Below are 15,270 nucleotides of genomic sequence, written 5' to 3'. Positions count from 1 at the left end.
TGTCGGTCCCAGATGTCGGTCCCGGCTGTCCGCCCGGCCGTCCGCCGAGCTGTCTGCCCAACATGGCACCGCGGGGACGGACCGTAAATCGCTTCGGCCGGCCGCATGCGGCGGGCAGAATCACCGCATGGCACGCTCTGAGACGCCCACCCTGGCCGCCCGCCTGCTCACCGCCGTCGACCCGCTGCCGTACCCCGAACGGATGCGGCAACTCGTCGTCTGGGCACGGCAGTTGGAACGGGACGGACTGCTTCGGGACGTCCTGGAGGAGTTGGAGGGCACGGGCACGGGCGCGGCCGGGTCGGGTCCCGCGGGTTCCGCCGCGCCGGGTGCGTCCGGCGGTGCCCGGCGCTGGGGCGGCTTCGGGCGGCGCGGCGCGGGGCGCGACAGTGCCGCGGCGGCGTCCCCGGTCGTGCCCGGGCGCGCCTACGAGCGCGGCATCGCCGTCCTCCTCGCGTCCATCGCCGCCGACACCGACTGGCTCGCCGCGCGGCTCGCCGACCCCGACCCGTACGTGCGCGGCCACGCGCTGCGCGCCGCCGGTGCCGCCCGCGTGCCCGACGAAGCCTTCGAAGCGGCGCTCGCCGACGCCCCGGAAGCGGTCCGCGACCAGCTCCTGCGCGCCGTCGTCACCGGGCGGCGCACCGCGCTCGCCGACCGCGTCGTCGACGGCGTCCGCGCCGAGTGGGGCGACGCGGCCGCGGCCCGGCTGCTCCCGGCCTGCTCCGGGCCGGTCGCCGCGCGCCTGCTGCCCGGCCTCTTCCACGCCGTGCCCAGCTGGAGCGTGCTCGCCAAGCGGCACCACGAAGCGGTCCTCGACGTCGTGGCCCACGAGCTGGCCGCGGCGCCCGAAGCGCTGCGGGACGCCTGCTGGCACCGGTGCGGGCCCGCCCTGTACGCCGTCGCAGGACGGGCGCCGCAGCGGGTCCTCGACCTCCTGGAGCGGCACACGCCGACGTCCATGTCCTCCTACCTCCTGCCGCACCTGGGCGCGTTCGCCGCCGCCGACCCCGCCCGCACGGGCGCGCTGCTCACCGGGCCCTGGGGCGTCTTCATCCGCCTGAGCGGCCACCTGCGGCAGTCCGTCCTGCGCAAGCTCGCCCGCGCGGGCACTCCCGAGGCCGCCGCGTCGGTCCTGGCCTACGCCCGCTCCATCGCCGGTGAGTCCGGCTTCCTCGCCCTGCTGCTCAGGGTGCACCCGCCCGCCGAACGGCCCGCCCTGTACGCCGCCGCCGTCGAGGGCCGCAGCGAGGGGCCCGCCGCCGTCGACGGCCCCGTCCTCGACGTCCTGCCGCGCCGCGCCGCCGCCGACCGGGCCCGCCGCGTCGCCGAGCGCGCCCGCGCCGAAGGCGCCTACTGGACCACCGTGCTCGCCGCCGAGTCCTATCTGCCGTGCGCCGAGGTGCGCGAGGGCCTCGTCGCCGCGACCCGCCGCCCCGTCGCCGACGACCGCGCCGACGCCTGGCCGTTCCTCGTCCGCAACGCCGCCCGCTCCCGCGACACCGCCGAAGTCGCCCTCCTCCTGCGGGACATGGCCGACCGGCTCACCAACGAGCAGGACCCCGTGCGCTCCGAAGCGCTGTACGCCCTGTCCGCCGTGCACACCGCGCTGCTCACCGCCGACGCCGTCCCGCACCTCGACAAGCTCACCGCCGACGCGGTGGCCGCGCGCGACTGCTCGCACGACACCCGGGACGCGCTCACGACGCTCGCGCTCGCCGCCCTGCGCCAGCACGCGGCCGGCGGCAGTCAGGACCTGGTCGGCTGGGCCCTGCGCACCCTCACCCGCATCTCCGGCAGCACCGGCCGGGCCGAACTCGGCGGGCTCGACCGGGTGTTGCGGCGCGGCCAGGAGCACGACGTGTTCCGCGCGCTGCGGCCGTGGATCGAGGCGGGCGCGGAGAAGGCCGACTACGGCCTGCTCTTCGCGCTCGCCCACGGCGTCGGGCGCCGCGCACACGGCATGGCCGACCTCCAGGAACTCCTCTGGCAGGCGGTGCGGTTCGGCAGCGCCGCCACCGCGCAGCAGGCGATCGGCCTGTGGCTCGACCCGCCCGCGACCCGCGACGAGCGCGTGGCGCGCGTGCTCGCGCAGGAGCCGTCGGCCGCCGTCCTCGACCCCGTCCACGCGGTCCTCACCGCGCGGCGTACGGATCTCCTGGACCAGCTCCTCGGCGCCGCGCCGCCGTACGGCCGCTTCCTGGAGCGGGGCGCGGCGTGGACGGTACCGGCCGGCCCCTGGGCGGTACGCCGCTGGGTGCCGCGCCAACAGGACGCCTGGGTGCGGCAGTTGGGCGCCGCCGCGGGTGACGCGAAGCTGCCGCTCGCGGACCGGGCCGCGGCGCTCGCCCGCTGCGCCGCCGTCCCCGGCAGCCTGGAGCTCCTCCGGCAGTGGACCGCGTCCCCCGACACCGTGCTCGCGGAGGCCGCGCTCGCCGCCCTCGCCCACACCGACCGGCCCGGCGACGCCCTGCCCGCGCTGCTCGCGCACGCGGGCTCCGAGCGGGCGCGGGTCGCGGTGTACGCGGCCACGCGGGCGTCCCGGTACGTCGCGCCGTCCGCCCTCACCGGGCAGCTGCGCGAGGTCCTGACCGGGCGCGACGTCAAGGTCACCAGCCGCAAGGAGGCGGCACGGCTCGCCGCGACCCGGCTGCCCGCCCCGGTGGCGGCCGCCGTGCTCGCCGAGGCGTACGCGGCGCCCGGCGCCCACCGTGACGTGCGCGCCGCCTGCGTGGCCTTCGCGGGCGGGCTGCTCGGCGCGGAGCCCGTCTGGGAGCTGCTCGCCGACGCCGCGGCCTGCGACGAGCCCGTGCTGCGGACCGCGGTGCTGCGGATGCCGCCCCTCGACGTCGCGCCCGCGCACCGGGAGCGGTACGCGCGGCTCGTGCGCGACGTGAGCGCCACGGGCGACGACGAGACGGCGGTCCTCGCCTACCGGACGCTGCCCGACTGGGCGCCGTGGTCACCGGAGGCGGCCGACGTCCTCGGCGCCGCCTGCGCGGACCTGGCCCTGGGGCGGGTCGCCTGGCAGGCGGCGGCGCACGGCCTGGTGACGGCGGCGGTCACGTCGGTGGACGGGGACGCGGCGCTGTGCGCGGCGCTCGCCGGGCTCGTGGGGGCGGCGGCCGACGGTGACGGCGACGGCGACGGTGGCGGTTCGGGGGAGGGGGATCTCGACCTGCCCGCGCGGCGGCGCGTCGAGTACGTGGTGGACCGGCTCGCCGGGCTGCGCGGTGCGACCGCGCGGGCGGTGTCGCTGCGGGCCGGTGAACTCCTCGCCGCCCACGACGCGTTCACGCCGCAGGCGGCGTGCCTGCTGGTCGCGGCTCTCGACGTCACGGGTCCGCCGGACCGTCTCGTCGCGGACCTGGAACGGCTCGCCGCCCTGCACGACGGCCGTCCGGCGCTGGTGGCGGGGACGGCGGCTGCGGTGGCCGGGCGCGTGTCCGGGCGGGACGTGCCGCTGGACGCGGAGTCCCTGCTGCCTGTCGCCCGGGCGCTTGCCGGGCGGTCCGGTCACGCGGAAGCGGTGTTCGCGGTGGCGGTCACGCGGGCGGTGGGCGTACGGGTGTCGTGGCCGACGCCTTGGCGGGAGGTTTTGGGGGTGCTGCGTCGGCATGGGGTCCCGGATGCGCGGGACGCGGCGCTGGCTGTGTCGACGACGCCGTAGCGGCTCCGCCGCGGTTCTCCCCCCCAACCGTGACCCTGGCCCCCGCCGCACCCAGGCAACCGACGGGTCGCTTGCCGCACCCGCGGCAACCCCCGCCGCTCCGCGGCGGTCTCCCACCCGCCCGCCCGTGACTCTGGTCCCCGGCGCACCCCGGGCAGCTGGTGGCTTGGTTGCCGCACCCCCCGGCTGCCCCTGCCCCGCGGCAACCGCCGCCGCTCCGCGGCGGTCTCCCGCCCGCCCGTGACTGCAGTCCCCGGCGCACCCGCGGCAGCTGGTGGCTTGCTTGCCGCACCCCCCGGCTGCCCCTGCCCCGCGGCAACCCCCGCCGCTCCGCGGCGGTCTCCCGCCCGCCCGCCCGTGACTGCAGTCCCCGCCGCACCCGCGGCAGCCGGTGGCTTGCTTGCCGCGGCCCCGGCTGCCTCTAGACCCGCCGGCAACCGCCGCCGCTCCGCGGCGGTTCTCCGCCGGCCCAGCCGGGCAGCTGGCGGATTGTTTGCCGCGGTCCCCGGCTGCCCCTGGGCCCGCGGGCCCGCGGTAGCCGCCCCGCGGCGGTCTCCCACCCGCCCGCCCGCCCGCGGCTGCAGCCCAGGCCGCCGCCGCACCCGCCTGCACCCACCCCACCTCGACAGCCCGCCTGCCCTTGACCCTCGCCCCGGCTGCCCGCTCGTGCTGTCGTCCCCCTGTGCCACCACCAGCCCTTCCCCAAGGGCATGGGCGGGTGGGTGGGGGCGCTCGCCGCGATAGCGGCGGTTCGGAGGCCTGTCTCGGCACGGGTGGGCGGGGGGTTGCCGCCTCAGCGGGGCGACGGCACCCCACCCCGCGCAGCCAGCCGCGCCTTCCTCGCGGCGAGCCGCTCGTCGAAGCGGCACGCCTCCGCGTCGAGGCCGCCCATGAACAGGCCCAGCTCCTCCTGGGCCCGCGCGCCCTCGGGGCCGAGGCCGGGGACGTCCATGACCTTGAGGAAGCGGAGCACGGGCTGGAGCACGTCGTCGTGGTGGATGCGGAGGTTGTACACCTCGCCGATGGCCATCTGCGCGGCGGCCCGCTCGAAGCCGGGGATGCCGTGTCCCGGCATGCGGAAGTTCACCACCACGTCCCGCACGGCCAGCATGGTCGGATCGGGGGCGATCTCGAAGGCGGCCCGCAGGAGGTTGCGGTAGAAGACCATGTGCAGGTTCTCGTCGGTCGCGATGCGCGCCAGCATGCGGTCGCAGACCGGGTCGCCCGACTGGTGGCCGGTGTTGCGGTGGGAGATGCGGGTCGCCAGCTCCTGGAAGGCGACGTACGCGACCGAGTGCAGCATCGAGTGCCGGTTGTCGGACTCGAAGCCCTCGCTCATGTGTGCCATGCGGAAACGTTCCAGCTGATCCGGGTCCACCGCCCGGGAGGCGAGGAGGTAGTCCCGCATGACGATGCCGTGCCGGCCCTCCTCGGCGGTCCAGCGGTGCACCCACGTGCCCCACGCGCCGTCGCGCCCGAAGAGCGTGGCGATCTCGTGGTGGTAGCTCGGCAGGTTGTCCTCCGTGAGCAGGTTCACCACGAGCGCCGTGCGGCCGATGTCCGTGACCGGGGACTGGCTCTTCTCCCAGGCCTCGCCGTCCTCGAAGAGGCCGGGGAAGTTGCGGGCGTCGGAGAACGGCACGTACTCGTGCGGCATCCAGTCCTTGGCGACCTTCAGATGGCGGTTCAGCTCGGTCTCGACCACTTCTTCCAGCGCGTACAGGAGCCGGGCGTCGGTCCAGGTGTCCGGGCTGCCGAGGTGGGGAGAGGTGATCGTCACGGGGGCTCCTGGGGAGGGAGGGGGAGGGGACAGCGACAGGCCGTCCCCCGCCGGGCGGCGGCGCGCACGGACTGCGAGCGGGTTACCTACGGCATCGTAGGTTACGTACCCGTAGGTTAAACCCGCCGTAAAGGACTCCCGCGACCGGGGTAGGACCGGCCACCGGCCGAGAGTGAGCGGCCTCCCCCGCGTACGGGCGTCAGGCGGTCCCCGCCCCAGGCGTCAGGCGGCCCCCGCCGCCCGCCGCAGATGCTCCGCCGTGAACGACCCCTCGGCCCGCAGCAGCTCCCGCGGCGTCCCCTCGAAGACGACCCGGCCGCCGTGTTTGCCCCCGTCGGGCCCCATGTCGATCACCCAGTCCGCGTGCTTGACGACCTCCAGGTTGTGCTCGACGACCACGACCGTGTTGCCGGCGTCGACGAGCCGGTCGAGCAGGGCGAGGAGGCCGTCCACGTCCGCCATGTGCAGCCCGGTCGTCGGCTCGTCCAGGACGTACGTGGTGCCGGTGCGGTGCAGCTGGGTGGCCAGCTTGATGCGCTGGCGCTCGCCGCCGGAGAGCGTGCTCAGCGGCTGCCCGAGGGCGAGGTAGGTGAGCCCGACGTCCCGCAGGGCGGTGAGCCTGCGCCGCACCGCCGCGTCGGGAAAGTCTTCGAAGAAGGAAAGCGCCCGCTCAGCCGTCATCTCCAGGACGTCGACGATCGAGCGCCCGCCGACCGTCAGGCGCAGCACCTCGTCCTTGAACCGCCGCCCCGCGCACGCCTCGCAGGCCGTGGTGACCGGATCCATGAAGGCGAGGTCGCTGTAGATGACCCCGCGGCCCTGGCAACTCTCGCAGGCACCACGGGAGTTGAAGCTGAACAGGCCCGGCTGCGTGCCGGTGTGCCGGGCGAAGAGGGTGCGCAGCCGGTCCATGATCCCGAGGTACGTCGCCGGGGTCGACCGGCCCGAGATGCCGATGGCCGACTGGTCGACCACCACCGCGTCGGGATGCTGGTCCGTGAACACGCGCGACACGAGCGTGCTCTTGCCCGAGCCCGCGACGCCCGTCACCGCCGTGAGCACCCCGGTCGGCACCCGCACGCTGACGTCCTTGAGGTTGTACAGGTCCGCGCCCTTGATCCAGACGCCGCCGACGGGCTCGCGCGGGCTCCGCTTCACGCCCGTCGGGTCGGCTCCCGTCGAGCGCCGCAGGAAGCGGCCGGTGAGGGTGTCGGCGGCGCGCAGCGCGTCCGGGGTGCCCTCGAAGACGACCAGGCCGCCGTGGGTGCCCGCGCCGGGGCCCATGTCGACGACGTGGTCGGCGACGGCGATCACGTCCGGGTCGTGCTCGACGACGAGGACGGTGTTGCCCTTGTCGCGCAGGCGGAGCAGCAGGTCGTTGAGGCGGCTGACGTCGCGCGGGTGCAGTCCGACGCTCGGCTCGTCGAAGATGTACGTCATGCCGGTGAGGCTGGAGCCCAGGTGCCGCACCATCTTCAGGCGCTGCCCCTCGCCGCCGGACAGGGTCGACGTCTCGCGGTCGAGGCTGAGGTAGCCGAGCCCGATCGCCTCGACGCGCTCCAGGGCCGCGACGGCCGCCCCCGCGATCGGGCCCGCCACCGGGTCCTCGATGCGGGCGAGCTCCGCGATGAGGTCGCTGACCTGCATGCGCGTGCAGTCGGCGATGCTCAGGCCGTTGACGCGGGTGGCGAGCGCCGCCTCGTTCAGACGTGCCCCCCGGCAGGCCTCGCAGCGGTCCTCGATCAGGAACGCCTCCGCCGTGTCGCGGGTCTTCTGCGACAGGGTCGACAGATCGCGGTGGAGATAGAGGCGCTCGAAGCGGTCGGCGAGGCCCTCGTAGTCGATGTCGCGGGCGCCGCCGGTGTTGTTGACGTTGACCTTGCTGCCGCCGCCGCGGCCGCGCAGCAGGAACTCCCGCTCCTCGGCGGTGAATTCGCCGACCGGTTTGTGCGGGTCGAGTTCGGGCGCGTTCGTGTACGTCTGGCCCTGCCAGGTCCCCGCGGCGAACGGCGGGAACAGGATCGCGCCGTCCGCCAGGGACCTGGCCGGGTCCAGGATGCGGCCGTAGTCGGGCCGCACGGTCCTGCCCAGGCCGTCGCACCGCGGGCACATGCCGCTCGGGTCGTTGAACGAGTACGCCGTCGCCGCGCCCGCGCTCGGCGTGCCGTGCCGGGAGAAGAGCACCCGGATCACCGAGTAGATGTCCGTCATCGTGCCGACGGTGGACCGGGAGTGGCCGCCGATCGGCTTCTGGTCGACGACGATCGCGGGCGCGAGCTCCTCGATGGCGTCCGCGTGCGGCCGCTCGTACTTCGGCAGGCGGTTGCGGACGAACCAGGTGAAGGTCTCGTTGAGCTGCCGCTGCGACTCGACGGCGATGGTGTCGAAGACGACCGACGACTTTCCCGACCCGGACACCCCGGTGAAGACCGTCAGACGGCCCTTCGGGATGCGCAGGCTCACCTCCTTCAGATTGTTCTCGCGGGCTCCGGCGATGGTGATGTGCTGGTGCTCGTCCTGGCGTTCGTTCCGGTGGGCGGAGTGGTTCATACGCGCGAAGCTAGTCGTGATACCGGACAGCTTCTGTCCTGATTTCCAGGAACTCGTGGATGTCCTCTCCGGTGATCTCCGTCAGCTCCCCGTCGAGCAGCAGCCAGCGCGTGATGCCGATGGACTGAAGGAACGGCACGTCGTGGCTGGCCACGATCAGCGCGCCCTCGTACGACTCCAGAGCCGAGGAGAGCTGGCGGACGCTCGCCATGTCGAGGTTGTTCGTCGGCTCGTCGAGCAGCAGCAGCTGCGGCGCGGGCTCGGCCAGCATCAGCGCCGCGAGCGCCGCGCGGAACCGCTCGCCGCCCGACAGGGTCGCCGCCCGCTGGTCGGCCTTGGCGCTCTTGAACAGGAAGCGGGCGAGCCGGGCGCGGACGCGGTTGTTGGTCGCGTCCGGCGCCTGGCGCGCCACGTTCTCGGCGACGGACCGCTCGTCGTCGAGCACGTCGAGGCGCTGCGGCAGGAAGCGCAGCGGCACAGGGGTGAGCACGTCGCCGGAGACCGGCGCGAGGTCGCCGCTGATCGTGCGCAGCAAGGTGGTCTTGCCCGCGCCGTTGCGGCCGACGAGCGCGACCCGCTCCGGGCCGCGCAGCTCGAACTCGCCCCGCACGCGCGCGCCGTACCGCAGCGTCGGATTGCTCAGGGTGAGCACCGTACGGCCCGGCGGGACCGCCGTGTGCGGCAGGTCGACGCGGATCTCGTCGTCGTCCCGCACCGCCTCGACGGCCTCGTCGAGGCGGTCCTTGGCCTCGGCGAGCCGCTCCTCGTGCAGGATGCGGTGCTTGCCCGCCGACACCTGGGCCTCCCGCTTGCGCGCGCCCATGACGATCTTCGGTTCGCGCTTGGACTCCTGCATCTTCTGGCCGTACCGCTTGCGGCGGGCCAACTTGACCTGGGCGTCGGTCAGTTCGCGCTTCTGCTTGCGGAAGTCGGCCTCGGCGACGCGCACCATGCGCTCGGCCGCCTCCTGCTCGACGGCGAGGACCTCCTCGTACGCGCTGAAGTTCCCGCCGTACCAGGTGACGTCGCCGTCGCGCAGATCGGCGATGTGGTCGACGCGCTCCAGGAGCTCCCGGTCGTGGCTGACCACGACGAGCACGCCGGACCACGCCTCCACGGCCGCGTACAGGCGGCGGCGGGCGTGCAGGTCGAGGTTGTTGGTGGGCTCGTCGAGCAGCAGCACGCCGGGCCCGCGCAGGAGCAGGGCCGCGAGCCGGAGCAGCACCGACTCGCCGCCGGAGACCTCGCCCGTGGTGCGGTCGAGGCCGATGTGGCCGAGCCCGAGCTGGTCCAGGGTCGCGGTGGCGCGCTCCTCGACGTCCCAGTCGTCGCCGACGGCGGCGAAGTGCTTATCGCGCACGTCACCGGCCTCGATGGCGTGCAGCGCGGCGCGCGTCCCGGCGATGCCGAGCACCTCGTCGACGCGCCGGCCCGTGTCGAGGGTGACGTTCTGCGGCAGGTACCCGACGTCGGCGGCGGTGCGCACGGCGCCGTCGGCCGGTGTGAGCTCACCGGCGATCAGCTTCAACAGCGTGGACTTTCCCGACCCGTTGCGGCCGATCAGGCCGGTCCTTCCGGGGCCGAACGCGATCTGCAGGCCCTCGAAGACGGACGTGCCGTCGGGCCAGGCGAAGGACAGGGACGTGCAGGTGACGGCGGTGGTGGGGAAGGTGGACATGGGGCCTCGCGGTTGCTCGGTGGAGCGGGATGGGGGCAACGCGTGAGAGACACCGCGACCGGGCCGTGCACGGCGGTCGTCCCTGAGGGACCGGGCGGGCATCGGGAAAGGGAAGGGCCCTGCGCCGGGACGGGACGGCTCGTACGCCGAGGTCGCACGCGACGCACACAGCGGTACAAAGCTGTGTGACGCGGTGTCTCAAGACCTCAGACGAGCAACGTCCTTCTCCAATCGGCGGCAACAGAACCGCGTACAACGTAAGGAGGGGCCGAAACGCCTGTCAACGCATTATTCGGCAACGCACTGTTCGGCGCTCGCGCAAAGGAGATCACCGTGCCCTACGGCCCGCTGTCCCTGCCCGCCCGGATCTATCTGCTCGCCTGGAACGCCGCCCGCGGCAGGGCCACCGCCCTGCCCGGACCGCACTTCGCGCTGCGGGCCGCCGCGCTCGCCGAACTCGCCCAGCGCGAACTCCTCTCCGACGTCGGCGGCGTCGTCACGCCGGTCGTCGGCGGCCGCACCGGCGACCCCGCGCTCGACGCGCTGATGGAGCTGGTCGAGGGGTCACGCCCGCGCGGCCTGCACGCCTGGATGGGGCATCACTCGCGGGCCCAACTCGCCGCCGTACGCGACCAGTTGGCGCGGGACGGCTATCTGCGGGTCAAGCACGCCCGCCTCCTCGGGCTGCTCCCCGCCACGAGCTACGCCCTGGAGCGCTCCCGGTACGTCGACGCGCTGCGTGCCGAGTCCCGGGCGGTGCTGTGCGGCCCGGTGCCGGTCGCCGAGGTGCCCGAGGACGAGGCGGCCCTCGCGGTGTGCGCGGCGACCGGCAAGATCCGCGCCGTCGCGACCGGGCAGGACCGCGTACGGTACCGGGAGCGGCTCGACGCCCTGACCGACCGCAGCGGCGACCGCTCTCCCGAGCTCCGCGCGCTCATGCGGAAGCTGCGCCGGGCCCTCGCGGCGGCCGTCGCGGCGGCGGAGGAGGGGCGGATCTCGGCGGAGGCGGATTGAGGGGGCGGTTGCCCGGGGGAACGGCGGCGGGCCGACGTACGTGTCGGATTTCTGCCAGACCCGGCCGCCGCGCGGCTGCTTGGCTGCTGCGCATGACGAACCAGTACGAGACCGCGACCGCCTTCCGCGACCTGCACGTCCCCGGCACGCCGCTGGTCCTGCCCAACGCGTGGGACCTCACCAGCGCCCGGCTCGTCGAGGAGGCCGGGGCCGCCGCGGTCGCCACCACCAGCGCGGGGCTCGCCTGGGCGCTCGGCGCGGCGGACGGCGACCGGCTCTCCCGCGACGTGGCCCTCGGCGCCGTCGCGCGGATCGCGGACGCCGTCTCCGTGCCGGTGACCGCCGACATCGAGAGCGGCTACGCGGACGACGCCGCGGGCGTCGCGGACACGGTGCGCGCCGTCCTGGCCGCGGGCGCGGTCGGCGTGAACATCGAGGACGCCCTGCACGGCGGGGGCGAGCCGCTGCGGCCCGTCGCCGAGCAGGCGGAGCGGATCGCGGCCGCGCGCGGGGCGGCCGACGCGGCGGGCGTGCCGCTGTTCGTGAACGCGCGGATCGACACGTATCTGCGGGGCGTGGGCGAGGGGCCGAAGGCGCGTCTTGCGCTCACCCTGGAGCGGGCCGCCTCGTTTCTCGCCGCCGGGGCCGACGGGGTCTTCGTGCCCGGCGCGGTGGACCCGGAGACGGTCGGGGCGCTGGTGGCGGGCGTCGACGGGCCCGTCAACGTGATGGCGGGGCCGGGGGCGCCGCCGGTGCCGGAGCTCGCCGGTCTCGGTGTCGCGCGGATCAGCGTCGGCTCGGGCATCGCGCAGGCGGCGCACGCGCTCGTCCGCAGGGCGGCACGCGAGCTGCTCACCGCGGGGACGTACGACGCGCTGGCGGACGGACTCGACTTCGGGGAGCTCAACGGTCTTTTCGGGAAGTACGGGAACTACGGGAACTACGGGAAGTAACGGACCGTTCGGGAAGTGAAGCCAGGGGTGCCGGGGGCCGGCCGGCCCCCGGCCGGGCTCAGCAGGCGTCCCGCATCAGCTCGGCCAGGTCCTGGTCCAGGTCCACGTGCGTGTGCTCCTGGCCCGCCGGCACGAGGGCCATCGTGCGGTGCAGGAAGCGGCGCAGGTCGCCCGTGCGGACATGGACGATGGCGGTGCCCTCGGGGGCGTGGAACTCCAGGACCGTCCGGTCGTACCCGTACGGCCGGACCCGGACGTCGCCGTCGCCCGCCGCGTTCTCCACGCCGTGCGTGAGGAGCTCGCGGGCGAACGTCCAGTGCACCTCGACGCCCTCCAGGGTCGCCGGGGCCGGGAAGCTCATGCGGACCGCGAAGGGGTCCCGCTGGTCGTAGCGCAGGGTCGCGGGGATGGTCGGCATCCGGGGCGCGGCGGCGACCAGGCGGGCCTCGACGGCTTGCTCGATGACAGTGGACAAGGCCTGCTCCCTTACTGCTGACGACTGGACGACCTGGGTGTGCACGACCGGGGTCGGACACTTGAATAGACGTTGGAATCGAGAAATCCGTGCACGCGCGGACGGGGTCGGACCGAGTGACCTCTGTCACCGCGACACGGCGGGGGCCGGTGCGGTTCCCGCCGACCGCCGCCCGGGGGATGCACTCCCGCGCACACTCCGCCATCTGGACGGCGCCCGGGGAGTGGACTAGCTTCGCCCGCCATGAGCGGCATGGGGACAGCGGAGTCCAGGGGGCGTGTGGTGCGTACGAGACGTGGCTGGTGGTCGGCTCTGGGGGCGGCGGTGCTCGCGGCGACGTGCTGGGCGGCACCGGGGGCGGCGCAGGCGGCGGGCGCGGACCGCGGGGCCGAGCGCGTGGGGCGCGCGGCGGGCGGGGAACCCGGGGCCCGGAGCGCGGCGCCGAGCGGCGGCGCGCTGACCTGGGAGCTCAAGCCGACCGGAACGGACGCCCGCTTCCGGGGGCTCGCGGCGGTCAGCCGCGGCACCGCCTGGGCGGCCGGGTCCAAGGGCACCGTGCTGCGCACCGCGGACGGCGGGGCGAGCTGGCGCGACGTGTCGCCGCCCGGCGCGGCGGGCCTGGAGTTCCGCGACATCGAGGCGTTCGACGGCCGCCGCGCGGTGGCGCTCGCGATCGGTGAGGGCGAGGCGTCGCGCGTCTACCGCACCAGCGACGGCGGCCGCACCTGGACGGAGTCCTTCCGCAACGCGGACCCCAAGGCCTTCTACGACTGCATGACGTTCCTCGACCGCCGCCACGGTCTGGCGTTGAGCGACCCGGTGGACGGCAAGTACCGCATCCTGTCCACCGCCGACGGCGGCCGCTCCTGGAAGGTCCTGCCGGACAAGGGGATGCCGGCCGCACAGGAGGGCGAGTCGGCGTTCGCCGCGAGCGGTCAGTGCCTGGTCGGTTCCGGGCCGCGCGACGTGTGGCTGGCCACGGGCGGGGCGGCCCGCGCGCGGGTCCTGCACTCCGCCGACCGGGGCCTGACGTGGACGGCCACCGACGCGCCCCAGCCCGCGGGCGACCCCGCGCGCGGGGTCTTCGGGCTCGCCTTCCGCGACCGCGCCCACGGGATCGCCGTCGGCGGTGACTACCGGGCGGGCCAGCCGTCGCCCGACGCGTCCGCGGTGACCCGCGACGGCGGCCGCACCTGGCGCCCCGCCGCGCGTCCTTCGCCCGCGTACCGCTCCGGCGTGGCCTGGCTCCCGTACAGCCGCTCCGCCGCCCTCGCCGTCGGCCCGACGGGCACCGACCTCACCACGGACGGCGGCCGGACCTGGCGGACGGTCGACGCGGGCTCGTACGACACCGTGGACTGCGCGCGGGACCTGGGCTGCTGGGCCGCGGGCGAGAAGGGCCGCGTGGCCCGCCTGGGCGTCTCCTAGGGCCTCTTGCTACGAAGGCAACTGCTGCCGGTACGAGGCGAGTTCGGGGGCGGTCTTCGTGGCGAGGAACTCGACGATCCGGTACTCGCACACCCCGCCGACGACGAACGGATCGCTCGCCGCGACCGCCTCGATCTCCGCCCGGCCGTCCCCCACGGCCAGGATCACCCCGCCGTCCCGCGGATTCTTCCGCCCGGACGCGATGAACACGCCCCTGGCGTACTGCTCGTCGAGCCAGGCCACATGCTCGGCGAGCAGGGCGTCGACGCGGTCCACGGGTGCGGTGTAGGTCAGCTCCATCACGTACATGATCACGAGGCTATCGCGAGGGGGTGCGGCGACGACGGGGGCCGTCGCCGCGGTCCGCGGCCGCTCAGGCGTGCGCGGAGGGGGCGGACATCAGGGGCTTGGCCCAGATTCCGGTGACGGACGGGATGCAAATCAAGGCCCCGATGGCCACGGTCAGTGCAATGTGCATGAAATTGTTTTTCATGGGGTGCTGAGTGCTCCTCGATAGTGCGGGGGATCTGGAGCGGGCCGTTCCATGGGCCGCGGGAATAAGGTCTAGTGCAGCCGCTACGGATTGCGCAACCCTCCTGCAATACTTCTGCGGAATGTGGTCGATCTTGGGTCCCGTGAGTTCTCCGTCTGCTATCACGGGAGATTTCAGTGGGCGCGCAGTGCGCGCAGGCTCTCCCGGATCCTGGCGGCTTCCTGGGTCAGCGCGCAGCGGTCCGCGAGCGCGGCGGCCTCCTCGAAGTGGCCGGCCGCGGCGCCGGGCTGGCCCGCCCGTTGCTCCGCCGTGCCGAGGCCGTGCAGGGACTGGACCTCCTCGTGCACGGCGCCGATGCTGCGGGCCAGGTCGAGGGCGCGGCGGTAGTGCGCCGCCGCCTCGTGGCACCGGCCCGCGGCCCGCAGGGCGGTTCCCATTCCGTGCAGGGTGATGGCGGCATTGCGGCGGTCACCGAGACGCCGGAAGGTGGAGAGCGAATCGCGGTACAGGTCCAGCATTCCGTCCAGATCGCGCGGTGAACTCATGGTGTCGGCGAGATTGACCTGTGTGATGGCGCGCTCGGAAGCGCTGCCCAATTCCTTCAGTATGTCGAGGGCGTGCCGGATGAAATTCCGTGCCGATGTCGGGTTGCCGGTTTTCAGGTACAGGTCCGAAAGATTGTTGAGTACATGGGCTCTTTCGCGTTCGTCGCCGCAGGCGCGAAATCCGGAGAGCGCGGAATTGAAGTGCTCCTCGGCGCAGCGGTAGTCGCGCAGATAGAGCCGCGTGATGCCCAGATTGTTGTGCGAGCGGGCGATCTGCCAGCGGTCGTCCGTCGGCAGCCGCAGGGCGAGCGCCTCGTTCTGGTGCGCGAGCGCGTCCGGGAGGCGGCCCAGGTTCCAGTGCAGTACGCCGAGCTGATGCTGGACCTCGGCCCGCACGGTGGTGTCCTTGAGCCGCTCGGCGACCTCGTGCGCCCGGTGCAGTGCCGTGCGGGCCAGGTCGTAGCGCGCGCAGCGCGACAGGGCCGTGGCGAGGGCGAGCAGCGCGTGGACCTCGGGATTCGGCTGGTCGGCGGCGCGCCAGTGCGCCGCCGCGGACTCATGCATCCGCTGCGCCTCCGCCGCGTACCCCTCCTCGTCGAGGAACGTGGCGAGCGCCGCCGCCAGGAGGGCCGCGTCCTGGCGGCGGCCCTCCGTGCGGCAGTGCCGCTCCGCGGCGATCAGGCC

Annotated in this window: 10 protein-coding genes; 4 read left to right on the top strand and 6 right to left on the bottom strand. The window is 74.6% G+C overall.

Annotated elements, in window-relative coordinates; all coding sequences use genetic code 11:
* The first annotated feature begins 127 nt into the window (after positions 1-127).
* Positions 128-3,670, top strand: coding sequence for a hypothetical protein (locus ACFWZ5_RS34015; protein WP_384793349.1), 3,543 nt, complete (start codon positions 128-130; stop codon positions 3,668-3,670).
* A 793-nt stretch (positions 3,671-4,463) separates the two neighbouring features.
* On the opposite strand, the gene ACFWZ5_RS34010 is transcribed toward ACFWZ5_RS34015, so the two are convergent.
* From ACFWZ5_RS34010 to ACFWZ5_RS34000, 3 genes are all read right to left on the bottom strand, one after another.
* Positions 4,464-5,450 (bottom strand): acyl-ACP desaturase, encoded by a 987-nt coding sequence (locus ACFWZ5_RS34010; protein WP_384804840.1) that lies wholly within the window; start codon positions 5,448-5,450, stop codon positions 4,464-4,466.
* 222 nt (positions 5,451-5,672) lie between these two features.
* A complete protein-coding gene (locus ACFWZ5_RS34005; RefSeq protein ID WP_384804842.1) occupies positions 5,673-8,000 on the bottom strand; it encodes an ATP-binding cassette domain-containing protein in 2,328 nt (775 codons plus the stop codon).
* Between the two features lie 10 nt (positions 8,001-8,010).
* A complete protein-coding gene (locus tag ACFWZ5_RS34000; RefSeq protein ID WP_384804844.1) occupies positions 8,011-9,678 on the bottom strand; it encodes an ABC-F family ATP-binding cassette domain-containing protein in 1,668 nt (555 codons plus the stop codon).
* Positions 9,679-10,011: 333 nt separating this feature from the next.
* Between ACFWZ5_RS34000 and ACFWZ5_RS33995 the strand changes: the two genes are divergently transcribed.
* Positions 10,012-10,692: a GPP34 family phosphoprotein gene (locus ACFWZ5_RS33995; protein WP_384804846.1), complete on the top strand. Its 681-nt coding sequence runs from the start codon at positions 10,012-10,014 to the stop codon at positions 10,690-10,692.
* 92 nt (positions 10,693-10,784) lie between these two features.
* A complete protein-coding gene (locus ACFWZ5_RS33990) occupies positions 10,785-11,645 on the top strand; it encodes an isocitrate lyase/phosphoenolpyruvate mutase family protein (RefSeq protein ID WP_384804848.1) in 861 nt (286 codons plus the stop codon).
* 58 nt (positions 11,646-11,703) lie between these two features.
* Here the strand turns inward: ACFWZ5_RS33990 and ACFWZ5_RS33985 are convergent, their stop codons facing one another.
* On the bottom strand, positions 11,704-12,120 hold the full coding sequence (locus ACFWZ5_RS33985; RefSeq protein WP_384804850.1) for an SsgA family sporulation/cell division regulator: 417 nt from the start codon (positions 12,118-12,120) through the stop codon (positions 11,704-11,706).
* A 252-nt stretch (positions 12,121-12,372) separates the two neighbouring features.
* Between ACFWZ5_RS33985 and ACFWZ5_RS33980 the strand changes: the two genes are divergently transcribed.
* On the top strand, positions 12,373-13,548 hold the full coding sequence (locus ACFWZ5_RS33980) for a WD40/YVTN/BNR-like repeat-containing protein (protein ID WP_384891706.1): 1,176 nt from the start codon (positions 12,373-12,375) through the stop codon (positions 13,546-13,548).
* A gap of 9 nt (positions 13,549-13,557) precedes the next feature.
* Here the strand turns inward: ACFWZ5_RS33980 and ACFWZ5_RS33975 are convergent, their stop codons facing one another.
* Both ACFWZ5_RS33975 and ACFWZ5_RS33970 read right to left on the bottom strand, forming a co-directional pair.
* Positions 13,558-13,857, bottom strand: a complete 300-nt coding sequence (locus ACFWZ5_RS33975; protein WP_384804116.1) for a YciI family protein — start codon at positions 13,855-13,857, stop codon at positions 13,558-13,560.
* 357 nt (positions 13,858-14,214) lie between these two features.
* Positions 14,215-15,270, bottom strand: a 1,056-nt coding sequence (locus ACFWZ5_RS33970) for a tetratricopeptide repeat protein (RefSeq protein WP_384891703.1), incomplete at its 5' end; no start/stop codon positions are given.

It is taken from the genome of Streptomyces sp. NPDC059003, from assembly GCF_042740445.1.
Taxonomy (GTDB): domain Bacteria; phylum Actinomycetota; class Actinomycetes; order Streptomycetales; family Streptomycetaceae; genus Streptomyces.
This window is presented reverse-complemented; position numbering and strand designations above follow the sequence as displayed.